Genomic DNA, 16,098 nt, shown 5'->3' with positions numbered 1-16,098 from the left:
GGGTATGCTGATGTCGCTATCAGCAACGGGAGGACAGATATATGACAATCCCGCCATTGCTTATCTTGTCAGTCTTGGATCAAAACGCAGTCGCCAAACCATGAAATCTTTTCTGGATATCGTGGCAAAAATGTTGGGATATCAAAATGTGCAGGATTGTACCTGGCATGCACTTCGTCGCCATCATGTTCAAGCCATTATGGAAATGCTTTCAGATTCGGGTAAAGCCCCTGCAACAATTAATACTTATCTCGCCGCCTTGAAAGGAGTTGCATTGGAAGCATGGACAATGAAACAACTCGACACCGACAATTTTCAACATATAAAACAGGTGCGATCTGTCAGAGGAAATAGACTGCCGAAAGGCAGAGCACTTGAACGTTATGAAATAAAAACTTTATTCTTTACCTGCGAAAATGATATCAGCACAAAAGGGTTACGTGACGCAGCTATCATTGGTGTGCTTGTGGGGTGCGGGCTTCGTCGTTCAGAGATTGTTTCACTCGATATGAAGCACATTATTCGTCGTGAGCAGGCATTAAGAGTGATGGGAAAAGGTAATAAAGAGCGGTTGTCCTATATGCCGGAAGGAACATGGGAACGTTTAAATCGTTGGGTGGATGAAGTGCGTGGAGATCACTCCGGCCCGCTTTTTACCCGAATTCGTCGTCATGATGATGTCACTGATAATCGTTTATCAGATCAAGCCATCTATCACATCCTTGAGACACGCAGAATAGAAAGCGGATTGGAAAAATTTGCCCCGCATGATCTGCGCAGAACTTTTGCATCAGCCATGCTGGATAATGGTGAAGATATCGTGACTGTCAAAGATGCAATGGGGCATTCAAGCATCACTACAACCCAAAAGTATGATCGCCGTGGAGATGAACGTCTAAGAAACGCCGCCAGAAATCTGAATTTTTGACAGGAAAGGGCCGCTATCTTGCTCTATTTTTGCGATCAAATATTATTCGACATATTTTTACCTTTCTTAAATAACAATGACAGGTGTATTTGTATGACCTCAAAAACAACACTTTGGAGTGCTTACGGTTCAACTTCCCTTTTCGTTTTATTATGGAGTAGTGGCGCAATCTTTTCTCGTTGGGGACTGGATCATAGTTCTTCTTTTGCTATTTTGACGGTGCGTTTTGCGATTGCATTTCTATTTTTGTTAGCACTCTGCATGTTCAAAAAACATTTCCTTCCAGCTTCTGGAAGCAGGAATAAAATTGCTGCGGTTGGGTTACTAATCATTGGAGGATATTCGATTTTTTATTTTCTGGCGTTAGAAAATGGAATAACCCCCGGCATCTTGGCTACGGTAATGGGAATTCAGCCGATTATTACACTTTGGGTGATGGAAAGAAATTTCACAGCTCGCCGTTTAATAGGATTATCTCTGTCGTTCATCGGATTAATGCTTGTTGTATTTCAAGGGTTGGTTTTGACAAAGTTTTCCTTTTCAGGAACTTTTTTTGCTTTAGCGGCTCTGGCTTGTATGAGCATCGGAGCCATCTTTCAGAAACAAATCCAGCAAGCTCCCTCTGAAGTATTACCATTACAATATGGTGTCAGTTTATTGCTTTGCCTGTTATTTATACCTTTCAAACCTTTCCATATTGAACCTGTCATCGGTTTTATTGTACCTGCATTATGGCTTGGCTTAGTGATTTCTGTAGTAGCTCAATTATTACTTTATAGACTTATAAGAGCTGGTAATTTAGTTAATGTCACTAGTTTGTTTTACCTTGTTCCGGGAGTAACAGCAATAATGGATTACTTATTTTTAGGTAATGCGTTATCTATTTTAAGTATCGTTGGTATGTTCGCGATAATAGCCGGTTTGGCTATGGTTTTTCGTGAAAAAAGATAAATAAAATTAATAAATTCAAATAGCTAAAATACTTGTGATTTATATGGATTATTATTTTGTAGTCTGACAATAATAAAATAACTAAAGATCACCAGAGTTGCTAATTTTTAAAATCTGATTAATCTCAACAGGCGAGGATAATGAATAACATTAAATAACAAAATGGGGGCAACATGAAAAAATTATCTCATTTAGAATCACCTAAGTCACCCGTCAATGCATTTACCGAGTGGGATCCACTTGAAGAAGTGATTGTTGGTCTTGTTGATGGTGCCAGATTTCCTACATGGCATATGGCACTGGAACCTGTATTACCAGATGATCAGGTCATTAATTTCCAACGGAATGCGGGACGTTCTTTTCCTAAAGAACGTATTGAAGCAGCTTCTAGAGAGTTAGAGGAATTTGTTAATATTCTTACAAATGAAGGAGTCAAAGTTCGTCGTCCCGATACCCAAGATCAATCACAAGTATTCGGTGCACCAGGATGGGCAAGTACAGGATTATATTGTGCCATGCCTAGGGATATACTTTTTGTTATTGGTGATAATATTATCGAATGCCCGCTGGCATGGCGTTCTCGTTATTTTGAAACGTCAGCCTATAAATCTTTGCTGAAAGAATATTTTAAGGCTGGAGCTAAATGGAGCGCTGCCCCTAAACCGCAATTGACTGATGAACAATATAATTTTAATTGGGAGAAAGAGAGTATAGAACAACAGAAAGTTGTTCTTGCAGTAACAGAGTTTGAACCCACTTTTGACGCGGCTGATTTTTATCGTTGTGGCAGAGATATAATTGCTCAGAAAAGTCATGTAACAAATGATTTTGGAATTGAATGGCTAAGAAGACATATTGGAGATGAATATCGTATACATGTTTTTGAATTTGATGATCCAAACCCAATGCATATTGACACAACTTTTGTTCCTATTGCACCAGGGAAGTTACTGATTAATCCTGATAAGGTATCGGAAATTCCAGGGTTATTTAAAGGCTGGGATGTATTGCATGCACCAAAACCGATTATTCCAGATTCCCATCCTTTATATATGACCAGTAAATGGATTAATATGAATATACTAATGTTGGATGAAAATCGAGTGATCGTAGAAAAGCAAGATGAACCCATGATAGACGCAATGAAACGTTGGGGGTTCACACCTATTCCATGTAATTTCAGGAATTTCAACAGCTTCGGTGGATCTTTCCATTGTGCAACATTAGATGTCAGACGCCGAGGAAGTTTGCAATCTTATTTTTAATAAAAAATCATTAATAGTGAATATCTGGCAAAGTTAATCATTATATGATTACATAATGAAAATATTAACTTTAAAGTGTATTTACTATTGCAATTTTAAAAATGAGGTAAATATGAAAATATTGAAATATTCCACTAAAGATTCCATCATGTTTATTTTTAGCTTGTTAAATATTATTATAAGTATAGTGCTATCGTCATATTGGAGTGATTTTTCAATTTCAAATTGGCTATTTAATATGGCTATTCTTTCATTTATAACCACATACAATATTATAGTCATTTCACATTTTTTTAGTCATACTCCATGGTTTATATCGCCAACTATGAATGGTTTCGTTTCTATGCTCAACTCTATCAATATAGGGCAATCAATCCAAGCTTATCAATTTACACATGTCAGAAATCACCATAAATATCATAATGATAATGGTGATCCTATTAAGGATGGTTCGTCAACATTTTTGGGTGGTAAAGATGGGAAACATAATACATTATTGAATTATGCTATTTTAGGCGGGCTAAATACCCTTTATAAAATCATCCCTCATACGTTATGGGCAATATTTTCATGGAGAAAGCCTTTCAGTCAATATGATCATGGATTTGAAAAATTAATTTCAAAAATTGAGGCTAATAAGAAGAAAGAACTTATCCAACTGCGTTTGGATCGGCTTGCTATGTTTGTTGGACTGGTTTTTTTCTTTACCTTATCTTGACAATGGACATTGCTTTGTTATTTGCCGTCATTATTAGTCTCTTTTATTTTGGTTAATATTCAAAACTATTATGAACATTATGGAGCAAATCCAGAAAATCAATTCTCCAATTCAGTCAGTTATTATGGTAAATTGTACAATTTATTAACTTTTAATGATGGTCACCATCAAGAACACCATATTTCAGGTAGCACACACTGGAGTTTTCTGCCTAAATTGCGGGAAAGATATGATTCTAAATTTAAAGAACAGGAGAGAATAGTAAGTCCCGTTCCTGCAATTGTAGGCTTTTTGCATAGGAAACGAAAAATGTTATATAAAACTCAAGATATAAAAGAAAGAATCCAAAAATAAATTAAACGAAATATGATTCAATATATTGAAGGAATAGTCATGACGCACAAAAATTTATCACTCACAGGAGTGAAGCTGGAAGAATCAGAATTTGTTATACATGAAACTGAAGGCCGCATAGAAAAAAGAGCTGTTGATGCTCTTCTGGATGGTCATCTTGCAGCATGTCGAGTCCGTGATTTCTTATCGTGGGAACAACGACAAAAAATCATTGATAATTTTTGGTCATCTACAGCAAGAAAACCTCGATATGGTGACGGGATAGATGGTATAGAAGGGTATTTCCTTGGTGCTTCTCACATAGAAAAAACAACGCTTGCGTATTTCAAAGAGGTTGAATATTTTCGTCCAGCAATTACTCAACTTTTTCAGGGGACGCTTAATCCTCAAGCATATTTTATAGCGCAATTAAATGATTCGCAGTCAGAAAACTTATTACAGGTTCGTCCAGCCATGTATCAAGGAATGCCGGCTGGTGATGTCAAAGCAGTCTATTGGAATAATTCAGGGGAGTTTTTATTATTACCTCACGATGATTTAGCTCAACTTGGCGATCCTCGACAAAATGATTTTGAGATTCAGAGTATCAAGCGTGTCATGGCAGTCAATTTTTATGCGGAAGTTCCACAAGGGGGCGGGCAATTGAAAGTGTGGAATATTAACCCTGATATGGAATCACGTTCTGCTCTTGGACTCACCCACAGTGGTTTTCCTTATCCTACAGATCTACTCGAAGAACATGAGAGTATGGTCATTGATATAGCACCAGGGGATTTGATCCTACTCAATGGCAATTTGATACATGCAGTTTTAACTGGAAATGCCAATCAATTGCAGGAAAAGCGGCTACTCATTACATGCTTTATGGGACGTCACGAAGATGGTGATATTATTTGGTGGACATAAGTTCTGAAAAATATTGTTGATGATAAAACGTGAGATTGCCCGAAATGAAAGTCGGGCAATCTATCAACGACTAAGCACGTTACTCTACATCTATTTTGATTGGGCAAACAAAACCATCAGGCTTTATAGCTAGCAAATCACATCTTAGTCGATCGACGACATGTTCGGCAGTATTGCCAAGAAACGCGGCTGATAAACCCGTTCGACCAAGAATACCTAAAACAACCACACCCGCATTAAGTTCATCACATATTTCAGGGATGACTTTTTCCGGTATACCCTCATGAACGTGAGTTTGCTGCTCATCAATATAAAATTTTTGTCTTAGCTCTTTCATGGCGATTAAATGTTGACCACGTAATGCCTGGTTATACACATTAGGATCAAAGTCAGGCAATTCAGTTGCAATATTTAAAGGTGCTACTGGATAAGCGCTAACCAGATGGATCAGAGGGTCTTTTACAATTCGATGGGCAAGTTCTTGTGTCTCATGCACCAATTTCAGATTCAATTCATTATGGTAAGGTTCTTCATTAGATAAATTGACAGCAACAACAGCAGAACCATTTTCTGGCCATACTTGATCTTTTACCATCCAGACTGGGCAAGGGCACTTACGTAACAGATGCCAGTCAAGTGGGGTAAAAATCATCGATTCCAGTCGGGAATGTTGATGTGCCATTTTCAATAATAAGTCGTGATTTCCAGTAATAACTTCTTGGATGATGGCTTCATAAGGACGATTATGCCAAACCACTTTGATCTCAATATCAATGCCTGATTCAAGGTAGTAATGGGCTTGCTGTTTTATCCAGGCGACTCGTTGGCCTATGACACCTTTTCGCATAGCATTTCTTTCTTCCGGAGAAAGTAAAGTGGTCATTTCATATGAAAAGTCATAAATAGGTAAAAACGCTTTAATCTGCCCGCCACTGCGTTGCACGATATAGACTGCACGCCTTAATGCGGGCTGATCATCCTGATTAGGGTCAATTGCAACCAAGAGGTTTTGGTAGTTTGCCATATTGAGTTCCTCGCAGAGTCTGAATGCCTCTTTCGTACAGAAAATAAACCAATATAAACAACTATAACAGGATAAGAGTAAGCCAGATCAGCAAAATATAGTGATCTGGCCTAAATTTTAACTAACTCAGGATACATTAGCTGGGGACTTGCCAGCCAACACAGTCAATTTATTCATATCTTCGATCGCAATATACTTACCTTTGACCGCTAAAATTCCATTTTTCTGGAAGCGGCCAAGTAGGCGACTAATTGTCTCAACAGTCAGCCCCAAGTAATTACCAATGTCACCGCGTGTCATGGTAAGGCGGAATTCACGCGGTGAGAAGCCGCGTTGTGAAAAGCGGCGTGACAGGTTGTAAATAAAAGCAGCCAATCTCTCTTCTGCGTTCTTTTTGGAAAGCAGCAGGATCATTTCCTGGTCACCTTTGATTTCTCCACTCATCAAACGCATCATTTGCTGGCGGAGATTAGGCATTTTTCCAGAAAGGTCATCCAGCGTTTCAAATGGGATTTCACATACCATTGACGTTTCCAAAGCTTGGGCAAAGCTTGGATGTTCAGTATTAATGATGGCGTCAAATCCAACTAAATCACCAGCAAGGTGGAAACCTGTAATTTGTTCATCGCCTTCTTCGGTAATGGTATAGCTTTTGATGGTCCCAGAGCGGATGGCGTAGAGTGATTTTAATGCATCACCGGCCTTAAATAACGTTTGCCCTTTCTGGATAGGTTTCTTACGCTCAATAATGTTATCAAGCTGATCAAGTTCATGTTCATTTAAGGTGAAAGGAATACAAAGCTGGCTAATGCTACAATCCTGACAGTGGATTGCACAACCACCAGATTGAATCCGACGAATAATACGTTTTTCCTGGATCATAGGAAATGCTCATTAGAAGTGATTGATATGTGTAAATTTAACACATTTAGGTTGCTCTGATAAGGGCAAGATACTGCCATTAATCGTAGTATTTATCATCACTAGTGGAAAAATAAATTTTTTTTGTATTAACGTTTAACTTGTGTAAAATTTTAGCCACTCAAGATAATATTTTGATAAAACTGAAATTTAATTAATTATATATGGATATAATACGCGTTGATGATGTTATTTGGTTACAGATAGATAGAATAGGGTTGTGGCATGAGTGAATGGTCATTAATTGCATTTACAATGATAGTACAGAGTTCAGTGGGGCTTGTATTGATGAGCGGGCTTTATACTTACTGGATTAGGCATGAGTTAAACACATGGCAACATTCAGTGACTATTTTAGTGCAAAAAATATTACTAAGAACATTACTAGTCAGTAGCGCATTGGCTGGGATAGGGTTAGTTGCTTCTTTGAACATTATAGAATACCCATTTAGTGTTTATCACACATTGCAAAACATAATACATGAATGGGTAAACATAGAAATATTTTTTGCTGTCATCTATTTTGGTTTGCTGGTCTTATATACACTTTTTTTTGTGATTACAAAACGCGCATATGTTTATATTATGCTGGCAATTGGGGTTATTGGTTTAATTGACCTTTATTATATGGCAATTATTTATGCTAATAGCGCCATGATTACTTGGGCAAACATTAACACCTATTTTTTATTCTATAGTGCAGTATTTACATTAGGGCCTGCATTGGCGCTGTTATTTATTTACTATCCATTAGGAAAATACCTTCGAGGAATATTGCCGATCAAATTAGTGATGGCCGCTTTGCTGGTTGTTTTCATCAGCGTTACCATACGGCTGATTGAGCAACCCGCCTATATGGAGTGGCTATCGGAAATCACAATCGTTAATGATAATGTTATTTTTCCACATCAAGCTGAATTCAATATCAAAAGCGCCTTCGGATTAAGAATGCTTTCATGGTGTTTGTATATTATTGCAATGGTAATCTGGACTTACTCCCTCTGGAAAACAAAGGATAACTCATTGATTAATAGTAACTATTATATTATCATTGGAGCAATCATCATGTTTGTTGCTGAAGTAATCAATCAATATACATTTTTTATTATGTGAAACGTATGATAGATAATTCATACTATTTCAATTGATTACCCTAACTCTTTTCACTCTCCTTTCGACAAAATGCAAACTGTGACAACGTCACGGTTTGCATTTTGCATTAAAGTGACTCAATTTATAATTTCAATAGAAATATTTTCAGCGAAATACTAAATGGGATTATTTTCATTTCTTTGTGGTAGCGCACAAAATTAAAGTTAATTATTAACTTATTATTAATATTATAAGAATTATGTTTTATATCCATATAAAATAGATTTATTCGATATAATATTGCAGAATGCTTTTTATGCAACCGTTGTGATCGAAAATCAAACAATTATTTTCAGTTAGTTATTGTGGGGGTTTTATAACCTCCGCAAGACATTTGTCGTTACAACAGAAAATAAAAAACACATTAATAATTTTATAAAAATTTAATTTAAGACAAGACAAAAAAATCAATTAAAAGGTTATATGATCATGACTAAACCATTTCATCCTAATTTAAATGTAGATGCATTGTTTTTGGGACCAAAATCAGAAAACGCTGTTTTTTTTAGAGAGATGATGGATTATGCAGTGAGTGAACATTTACATTGGCGTTCAGGTTTTCATCCCGAAGATTCAACGCCAGTCACATCCGTTGCTCGCTATGAGCATAACTATAGAGAAACGCTTTACCGTACAGAAGGGATCTTAAATCAGCTGTCAGCAAAACTGAAAAACACATCTATTCCTTTCTTTTCCCCTCGTTACCTTGGTCATATCAGTAGTGATACCTTAATGGTTTCTAATCTTGCCTACGTTATGGCCATGATGTATAACCCGAATAACTGTAGTTATGAAGCATCCCCGACAACAACAGAATTAGAGCTTGACTCAGGATTAGATCTCTGTCGCATGTTTGGTTATGATCCGCAGAAATCCTGGGGGCATATTACTTCTGGTGGCACAGTAGCTAATTATGAAGGTCTATGGGTAGCCAGGAATTTAAAAACATTGTCTTATGCGATATCTCAACATCCTAAAGCAAAAGATCTCATCGAACATAAAACGTCCCGGCAATTGAAAAATATACCCACCGCTGAACTTTTGGATCTTATTACCGAACTGCAAAAACGTGGGCTGTTTGAAGAAATTCGCGATATGACATGTCGTGGTACAGGAGTTAAGGCGGAAATTCTAGGCAAATTACTGGTCCCACAATCCAAGCACTATTCTTGGATGAAAGCTGCGGATATTTTTGGTATTGGTCAAGAAAACATTATTCCATTACCTGTAAATGAGAACTATCAAACTGACATTGCCCAAATGCGGAAAATCACCTTTGAATTAATTGAACAAGGTGAACCAATCCTGGCAATGATTGCAGTGGTGGGAACAACTGAAGTGGGGGCCATTGATCGGATTGATGAAATCATTACATTGAGGAAAGAGTGTGAGGAACGTTATGGCGAGTCATTCTATATTCACGTTGATGCTGCTTACGCAGGATATGCGTGTTCCATGCTCCTGAATGAGCGGGGAGAATTTGTAGAATATGATGAACTGGCCAGTTACCACCGCTCAATGGGGATCATGCCAGAAAATATCAGTTGGCCAAAACCGGAAGTTTACCAAAGTTTCAAGGCATTGAAAGAAGTAGACTCAATTACTGTGGATCCGCATAAAGTTGGCTTCATTCAATATGCAGCGGGCGCTGTCTGCATGAAAGACAAGCGTATTCTCGAATTGATCTCTTCACATGCAGCATATGTGTTTGAAGACCATGATGATAAAACAAATACCATCAATCGGGGAATTCTTGGTTCATCCATCATGGAAGGTTCAAAATCAGGAGCAACAGCCGCGGCACTTTGGGCTGCTCATCGTCTGTTACCTTTGAATATTAATGGATATGGAAAAATAATTGCTGCTGGTATCGTCACAGCACAAAGGTTGTTGAATAAACTGGCAAACTTACCGCCAATAGAAATGGGTAAACATCGATTTGAAGTACATATCTTTCCATCCCCTGATTTCCATATGATCAACTTTACGTTCAAAGAAATTGGTAGCGAAAGTCTGAGCAATCACAATGCGCTTAACAAGCGTCTATACGAGCTTTGTTCATACTCCACAGGGCGTGCTTATGCCAATGATTTTCTCACATCATCAACCATATTAGATTATAAAGAATATGGTGATACACCGTGGCACTATGCAGAGAAATGTGGTTTTAGCCGTAGTGAATGGGAGAAAGTTCGCAATATCTATGTACTACGAGCTGCGGTAATGACTTATTGCTTACGCAATGAAGAACACTTTGAAGAGTTTTGGCAACAACTCCAAGCTATCTTTGTTAAGAAATTGAACCTGATTCTTGATGAAGAAGAGAAAAAATCTCGGTTAAGATTAGAACCAAGTGTACCATTTATTGGTTAATAAACCCGGATGTTCATCGGAATTGTTTAACTAATTGAAAAAAGAGCTTATATTTACCTAAGCTCTTTTTTATTTCAAAATTCATATTTCTCCGCTATTCGTAATTTATAAATTCATATTTTTCAAAATGTTAATGATTTTATCTCCGCTTATCCTTTATTTTACTCCTATCCATACAGTCCAAAAATCTTCCTCAACGATATCCGTATCATTACCCAGCGATTTTTCAATATGCTTGATTAGATAAGCTATCTCTTCATCACTTAATTCATGCAATATAGAGCGTCCTTTACGCGCCCGAAGCTCTGAGGCTAATTGTGAAAAATTCTTATAGACAGTATATTTTTCCAAAAGAGAAAATGCTTTAACTTGTTTAAAACCAACGGATTGTAAGCCATCAATCACTTCAACCTTGTCTGGTCTGCGTTGATTTTCAAAATTTCGCAGGTGAGGATAAACGTCGAAGAGATAGCCACGAATATGCTCGGGTGATCCAGGAAGTTGGATATCTTGCATAGTTCTGTCCTGCAAGATATATACTCCGCCAGAACGCAATAAGCGATAAGCTTCAGCAAAACAAGTGTTTCTATTTTCTTGATTAATATGGTGAATAAGTGCTCTTTCAAAGATAACATCTTGACTACTATCAGGTAAACCAGTGCAAAGAGCATCACCCTGTTTGATAACGATATTTGGCAAACCTTGGGTATTTTCCGCTGCATCAGACAGCATCTGCGGGGAAAAATCAACGCAAGTAACTTTTTTAGCTCCCATTTTTTGCCATGCCAGAGAATAAATACCTCCACCACAACCAATATCCGCGATTTCCTTATCGCATGGATCCACCAGCTTCTGCATTAAATCGAACCATTCTTGTTGAGCTTCACGACCAAGATAACTATGTCTATTTTCTGGAGAATTAAAGTTGATTGGCATAATAGTTAACCTCTATGATTGTGTTTTTGTAACTTATCAATTGATAATAGGGCTTACACCTAAAGAAACACCTAATCCCATTAAAATGATACCAATGATACATTTGGGTTACTGACATTGACAATTGATAGACTTCAACAAACTTTACAATTAACACCATTGGTTGTTTTATGTGAACCCATTATCATTTAATATCAATGTGATACATAATTTAGTTCTGTTTAAAAAAGAGGAATTTATATATATTCAGACATCGTCTTGCTATATAGACAATAATTAAATGGCCTATAAGGAGCCACTTTATGAAAAATGAAAGAAGACTTTTTCTGAAACAGGCAAGTATTACTGGTGCAGCATTCTCATTATTGCCTCTGGTTCCAGCAGGAGTTTTTGCCTCTTCACATAATCAATCAAAGAAAGAGGATAGTATTGATATCGGCGTTTGCGAAATGACTCCAGAGGAAATGTCAGGGCCATATTTTATAAATAACAAATTACTGAGAAGGAATATAACAGAGGATGAACCAGGAATACCTCTTTTATTGACAATGAAAATCATTGATTCTGTAACCTGTAAACCTCTACATGATATCCTTATTGATATATGGCATTGTAATGCAATGGGAAAGTATTCAGGTTGGAAATACATCAATCCAGACCTTGAGGCTCCATCTAGTAATATAGGAACAATTTCGAGAACTGATGAAAGCACATTTCTTCGTGGGGCACAAAGGACAGACAAAGAAGGCATAGTCAGATTCATCACAATTTTCCCCGGTTTTTATGCTGGAAGAGCTATACATATTCATTTATCAGCAAGGAGTGCGAATGTACAAAAAAGACAGGAAGATAAATTCTATTTTGTAGGCCAACTATATTTCCCCGAGGATATATCTAAAGAAGTCATGAGTGATGATATGTATTCTCCAAGGGATGTTAATAGGCTTAAAAATGAAGATGATTCCATATTTTCTGGCGTTAAACATAGGGCTGCAATTTTGACAATAAAAAAATAGGTGATAATCTTTTGGATGGATTACATGGAAAGGTAGTTTTATCTATTAATAAAGACAATGTGTCTAAAAAAATAACCCCTAAAGACTTGGCTAAATACACGGTGTAGGTGAATCTAATTTAGGAAAAAACTTCCTTAACCGGAACACGCTTGGGAGCCACGTCTAAACGTGTTATCGCACACGTTTTGATTTTTATTGTGTCGTTATCTTTTTTATTATATAAAAAAGATGTTAATGTAAGTTAAATTTATGTCTGATTGAATGTGTAATTTTGTTATTTTTATTTGGGTGATTACACGCCTTTGCGGTAGCTATGTTTATTGGTTATAAAATCCCAATAAATAAATATGGGGACAAACAAGATTAATAGGGAAATTATTACGTTTATATTTAATTTAATTAATAAAAATTATCTTGATAAGGTAAATGAAAATTGATAAGGGAAGTCGTTATGAATATATCTGAACGTAAAAATCAGGTATCTGAATATTTCTGCAAACTTTCAGGTAAGCAGGATTTAGGTGATACTGTTAATATTTTCGATACCGGTCTAGTTAACTCTCTTGCTGTTATCCAGTTAATTGCTTTTCTGGAAAAAAACTTCAGGATTAAAGTAGAAATTGATGATCTTGATAATGCCAATTTTTCCAGTATTGAAGCAGTTTGTCATTTTCTGGATAAAAAGGTGGCAGCAAATGTTTAACCGTTTTCTATCATCTGCACAGCAAGAATGGTTACAGATATTTGAGCAGTTTTCAGCATCAAATATTGCCCCTTATGCCGATGAATGGGATCTTTCTGAAACCATGCCTGACAGTGTAATAGAGCAATTGGCACATAACGGTTGGTTAGGCGGATTAGCGAAAACAGAACATGGCGGTCTGGGATTTGATGCGACGACCTTCGGGCTGCTGAATATGGCGATTGGGGCCGGAAGCGGCTCACTTACCGGCCTGCTCAATGTCCATTCGATGATGTTAAAAACCATTGAGGATTGGGGCACTCAGGAGCAGCAACAACGCTTTTTAACGCCGCTGGTCAAAGGTGAAATTATCGGTGCTTTTGCCCAGACGGAGGTTTCCGCCGGCGGGGATTCAAAAAACCTGACCACCCAGTTTGAAGATTGCAGCGATGAGCTAAGTATTCACGGGCAGAAAAGCTGGATTACGTTTGCTCAATCCGCAGATCTGTTTCTGGTCTTCGGCAAATATCAGGGATTAGATACGGCGGTTTTGCTTCCCGCAAATACACCGGGGTTAACCGTCACAGCTAAGAAAAACATGCTGGGGTTCAGGAGTGCTCATCTGGCAATGTTAGATTTCAATGACTGCCGGGTTCCGAAAACTAATATCATCGGGAAACCCGGTTTCGGGCAAAATCTCATTTCTAACAGTGCGCTGGATTACGGACGCATCAGTGTGGCCTGGGCTGCGGTAGGTATACAGCAGGCGGCCCTATCTGCGTCAGTACATAGAGCCAGTTCCCGCTCTACTTTTGGTTCATTCCTTGCAGATCAGGGCATTATCCGAGGCTATTTAGCGGAAATGTCCGGTAGTCTGCTTGCCTCCCAACTTATCTGCCTGTCAGCGACAAAAACCAAAGAAGCCAAAGATGAAGATGCGCTTGAGCAGATCCTTCAAGCCAAACTTTTTGCATCCCATGAAGCGGGTGTGAGTGCGGCAAAAGCGGTTCAAATCCACGGTGGTCACGGTTGCGATGAAATCAACGGTATCAGCCGCCTTTATCGGGATGCCAAGATCCTGCAAATCGTCGAAGGCAGCAATGAATTGCAAAAGATGCTGATCGGTAAACAGCTCTGTACCCGATACAGCCACCACGCTCATTCATAAGCCGCTCTCCAATAACGTCTATTCCACATCACAGAATATTTTATCTGATATCCGCCCGTGGCATTGATCAGAGGATTCCTGCGTCATGAAAACAGGTCGATTTATAACTGATTATTTCGCAAGTACAGCGAGAGATAACCCAAACTCTGCGATACGCTGGGGAAAAGGCAACACCTTATCCTGGGAGGCTCTATATCTGAGAGCAAAACGGCTGGCGCATCATCTCATATATGAGTGGGAGCTTCGTCGGGGAGAATGTGTCGCCATTGGCCTTGAACGCAGCCCGGAATTTTTGGTTGCGGCCTATGCGGTGTTATTAGCCGGCGGAGTTTATTTTCCGGTCGATGCGAAAACTCCAGTGGCTCGTCTGTCATCTATGTTTGCAACGGCTCGCTGCCGTCTTGCTTTCTGTGCGACCGATAAGGTCAATTTATTCAGTCATATAGACGATAAACTGGTATTGATTCAGCGTGATCAGTTGGAAGAGATAACCACACAACTGAGTTCAGATTCCCCGCTGAATTTGCCTCAGTTACAGGCGACTGATCCGGCGTATTTAATTTTTACTTCTGGTACGACGGGTACGCCTAAAGGAGTATTAGTCAATCATGGTGCGTTTATCAATCGGCTAGAATGGCATCAGCGACACAGTGAACTGGTGGATACCGATATCATCCTGCAAAGAACGGCACTGATGTTTGATGTATCGCTGTGGGAACTTTTTTTGCCTGCCCTGAATGGGGCAAGCCACTATTTACTCCAGCCGGGGCTGGAATCTTACCCCAGAGCCATTGTAGCGGCGTTGGCAGGCGAAAATATTACGGTGGTTCACTTTGTTCCCAGTCTGCTCAAGCCGGTTTTGCAGGAACTTAAGAACAGTGATATGCCGGATGGTCTGGAATCTGACCCGCCATTAGCCGATTTGCACCAAGTCTATGTGAGTGGGGAATCTCTGCCCGCCGGTCATGCACCCAATAGTTAGATAACCTTTGGAAGATAGTATTCACGCTCAATGAAAGTGCCTATCACTTTGTCATGCATTTCTTCGGATTTGGAATAACAGATCGTTTTCCGATTCAGTCTCTTGATGCGAGTACGTAAGGTCAGATTGGTTCTTTCGATACGTTGAGTAAATTTCTTCCCTCTAAAGTGTTTTTCCTCAGAAAGGCAATCGTAAACGGCATAATTATCGGTACAGAAAAATTGAATTTCGAAAGGAGCCAGAAGTGCCAGCAATTTGCTCAGTGTTTTCCTGCTGCGATCCCCCAATACGTGCGCGATTATTTGCTTTTGCTCCGGTTCCCAGGCATACCAAAGCCAGCGCTGATTCTTCTTGTTACCGACAAAAGACCATTGTTCATCAATTTCGCAGATAATATGAATATTATTTGCGGCCAGCGGCAGTGTAGTTACCTGTCTGGGTTCGAGTTTTTTAGGGTACGAAGAACGGTGTTGATACCCACCTTCAGGACACGAGCGGTGTCTCTGATACCGCCATTATTCGCAGCCATATCCACAATCTGATCTTTCATTCCGGGTTTGCAGGCTTGGTAGGTGTAATTCAGTTGAAAGGTTTTACGGCAGGCATAACAGTGATAACGCTGATGTCCGCTGCTTCCTTTTCCATGCCCTTTGACCTCTTCCGCTTTGTGACAGTAACGACAAACCACATCAACTTTAGCCATATCTCACCAGTAATAAAAA

The 16,098-nt window shown here is 38.7% G+C and carries 14 protein-coding genes and 1 pseudogene; 11 read left to right on the top strand and 4 right to left on the bottom strand.

Annotated features, from left to right (window positions below):
• Nucleotides 1-10 precede the first annotated feature (10 nt).
• The 5 genes and pseudogenes from PXH59_RS05910 (at nt 11) to PXH59_RS05890 (ending at nt 5,122) form a co-directional block, all read left to right on the top strand.
• Nucleotides 11-928 carry a tyrosine-type recombinase/integrase gene (locus tag PXH59_RS05910; protein ID WP_285811658.1) on the top strand — a complete coding sequence of 306 codons (918 nt, stop codon included), beginning with the start codon at nt 11-13 and terminating at the stop codon, nt 926-928.
• A gap of 93 nt (nt 929-1,021) precedes the next feature.
• Complete coding sequence (locus PXH59_RS05905; RefSeq protein WP_285810796.1) at nt 1,022-1,879, top strand: DMT family transporter; 858 nt, start codon at nt 1,022-1,024, stop codon at nt 1,877-1,879.
• Between the two features lie 173 nt (nt 1,880-2,052).
• Nucleotides 2,053-3,144: an amidinotransferase gene (locus PXH59_RS05900; RefSeq protein WP_285810795.1), complete on the top strand. Its 1,092-nt coding sequence runs from the start codon at nt 2,053-2,055 to the stop codon at nt 3,142-3,144.
• A gap of 55 nt (nt 3,145-3,199) precedes the next feature.
• Nucleotides 3,200-4,216 (top strand): annotated as a pseudogene (locus tag PXH59_RS05895) (fatty acid desaturase family protein).
• A 39-nt stretch (nt 4,217-4,255) separates the two neighbouring features.
• The gene (locus PXH59_RS05890; RefSeq protein WP_285810794.1) at nt 4,256-5,122 is read left to right on the top strand and encodes a 2OG-Fe(II)-dependent halogenase WelO5 family protein; all 867 of its coding nucleotides are present in this window, start codon (nt 4,256-4,258) and stop codon (nt 5,120-5,122) included.
• Nucleotides 5,123-5,201: 79 nt separating this feature from the next.
• On the opposite strand, the gene uspE is transcribed toward PXH59_RS05890, so the two are convergent.
• Complete coding sequence (gene uspE, locus PXH59_RS05885) at nt 5,202-6,146, bottom strand: universal stress protein UspE (protein ID WP_285810793.1); 945 nt, start codon at nt 6,144-6,146, stop codon at nt 5,202-5,204.
• A 126-nt stretch (nt 6,147-6,272) separates the two neighbouring features.
• Nucleotides 6,273-7,028, bottom strand: coding sequence for a fumarate/nitrate reduction transcriptional regulator Fnr (gene fnr / locus PXH59_RS05880; RefSeq protein WP_285810792.1), 756 nt, complete (start codon nt 7,026-7,028; stop codon nt 6,273-6,275).
• Between the two features lie 264 nt (nt 7,029-7,292).
• On the opposite strand from fnr, the gene PXH59_RS05875 reads away from it, so the two are divergent.
• Together PXH59_RS05875 and PXH59_RS05870 are read left to right on the top strand one after the other, a co-directional pair.
• Nucleotides 7,293-8,180, top strand: a complete 888-nt coding sequence (locus PXH59_RS05875; RefSeq protein ID WP_285810790.1) for a dimethyl sulfoxide reductase anchor subunit family protein — start codon at nt 7,293-7,295, stop codon at nt 8,178-8,180.
• 468 nt (nt 8,181-8,648) lie between these two features.
• On the top strand, nt 8,649-10,592 hold the full coding sequence (locus PXH59_RS05870) for a pyridoxal phosphate-dependent decarboxylase family protein (RefSeq protein WP_285810788.1): 1,944 nt from the start codon (nt 8,649-8,651) through the stop codon (nt 10,590-10,592).
• A gap of 156 nt (nt 10,593-10,748) precedes the next feature.
• Here PXH59_RS05870 and PXH59_RS05865 read toward each other — a convergent pair whose 3' ends face one another.
• A complete protein-coding gene (locus PXH59_RS05865) occupies nt 10,749-11,528 on the bottom strand; it encodes a class I SAM-dependent methyltransferase (protein ID WP_285810787.1) in 780 nt (259 codons plus the stop codon).
• Between the two features lie 302 nt (nt 11,529-11,830).
• Between PXH59_RS05865 and PXH59_RS05860 the strand changes: the two genes are divergently transcribed.
• From PXH59_RS05860 to PXH59_RS05845, 4 genes are all read left to right on the top strand, one after another.
• Entirely contained in the window at nt 11,831-12,544 is a 714-nt protein-coding gene (locus PXH59_RS05860; protein ID WP_285810785.1) for an intradiol ring-cleavage dioxygenase, read from the top strand.
• 451 nt (nt 12,545-12,995) lie between these two features.
• The gene (locus PXH59_RS05855; protein ID WP_053014242.1) at nt 12,996-13,247 is read left to right on the top strand and encodes an acyl carrier protein; all 252 of its coding nucleotides are present in this window, start codon (nt 12,996-12,998) and stop codon (nt 13,245-13,247) included.
• Nucleotides 13,240-14,394, top strand: a complete 1,155-nt coding sequence (locus PXH59_RS05850; RefSeq protein WP_285810782.1) for an acyl-CoA dehydrogenase family protein — start codon at nt 13,240-13,242, stop codon at nt 14,392-14,394. The genes PXH59_RS05855 and PXH59_RS05850 overlap by 8 nt, the downstream gene beginning before the upstream one ends.
• 85 nt (nt 14,395-14,479) lie before the next feature.
• Entirely contained in the window at nt 14,480-15,376 is an 897-nt protein-coding gene (locus PXH59_RS05845; protein ID WP_285810780.1) for an AMP-binding protein, read from the top strand.
• Here the strand turns inward: PXH59_RS05845 and PXH59_RS05840 are convergent.
• Nucleotides 15,373-16,079 (bottom strand): IS1 family transposase gene (locus tag PXH59_RS05840; RefSeq protein WP_285808308.1). Its coding sequence is split into 2 segments (ribosomal slippage): nt 15,373-15,830 and nt 15,830-16,079, totalling 708 coding nucleotides; the frame shifts between segments, so codons are not numbered across the junction. The genes PXH59_RS05845 and PXH59_RS05840 overlap by 4 nt on opposite strands.
• Nucleotides 16,080-16,098: the final 19 nt, after the last annotated feature.

Source organism: Xenorhabdus bakwenae (genome assembly GCF_030272115.1).
Classification (GTDB): Bacteria; Pseudomonadota; Gammaproteobacteria; order Enterobacterales; family Enterobacteriaceae; genus Xenorhabdus; species Xenorhabdus bakwenae.
This window is presented reverse-complemented; position numbering and strand designations above follow the sequence as displayed.

What these genes read in the sequence shown, in the direction of transcription:
- PXH59_RS05850 (WP_285810782.1), top strand. Translation starts at nt 13,240, where the DNA reads ATGTTTAACCGTTTTCTATCATCTGCACAGCAAGAATGGTTACAGATA.
- PXH59_RS05910 (WP_285811658.1), top strand. Translation starts at nt 11, where the DNA reads ATGTCGCTATCAGCAACGGGAGGACAGATATATGACAATCCCGCCATT.
- PXH59_RS05870 (WP_285810788.1), top strand. Translation starts at nt 8,649, where the DNA reads ATGACTAAACCATTTCATCCTAATTTAAATGTAGATGCATTGTTTTTG.
- PXH59_RS05860 (WP_285810785.1), top strand. Translation starts at nt 11,831, where the DNA reads ATGAAAAATGAAAGAAGACTTTTTCTGAAACAGGCAAGTATTACTGGT.
- PXH59_RS05875 (WP_285810790.1), top strand. Translation starts at nt 7,293, where the DNA reads ATGAGTGAATGGTCATTAATTGCATTTACAATGATAGTACAGAGTTCA.
- uspE (WP_285810793.1), bottom strand. Translation starts at nt 6,146, where the DNA reads ATGGCAAACTACCAAAACCTCTTGGTTGCAATTGACCCTAATCAGGAT.
- fnr (WP_285810792.1), bottom strand. Translation starts at nt 7,028, where the DNA reads ATGATCCAGGAAAAACGTATTATTCGTCGGATTCAATCTGGTGGTTGT.
- PXH59_RS05865 (WP_285810787.1), bottom strand. Translation starts at nt 11,528, where the DNA reads ATGCCAATCAACTTTAATTCTCCAGAAAATAGACATAGTTATCTTGGT.
- PXH59_RS05845 (WP_285810780.1), top strand. Translation starts at nt 14,480, where the DNA reads ATGAAAACAGGTCGATTTATAACTGATTATTTCGCAAGTACAGCGAGA.
- PXH59_RS05900 (WP_285810795.1), top strand. Translation starts at nt 2,053, where the DNA reads ATGAAAAAATTATCTCATTTAGAATCACCTAAGTCACCCGTCAATGCA.
- PXH59_RS05890 (WP_285810794.1), top strand. Translation starts at nt 4,256, where the DNA reads ATGACGCACAAAAATTTATCACTCACAGGAGTGAAGCTGGAAGAATCA.
- PXH59_RS05905 (WP_285810796.1), top strand. Translation starts at nt 1,022, where the DNA reads ATGACCTCAAAAACAACACTTTGGAGTGCTTACGGTTCAACTTCCCTT.
- PXH59_RS05855 (WP_053014242.1), top strand. Translation starts at nt 12,996, where the DNA reads ATGAATATATCTGAACGTAAAAATCAGGTATCTGAATATTTCTGCAAA.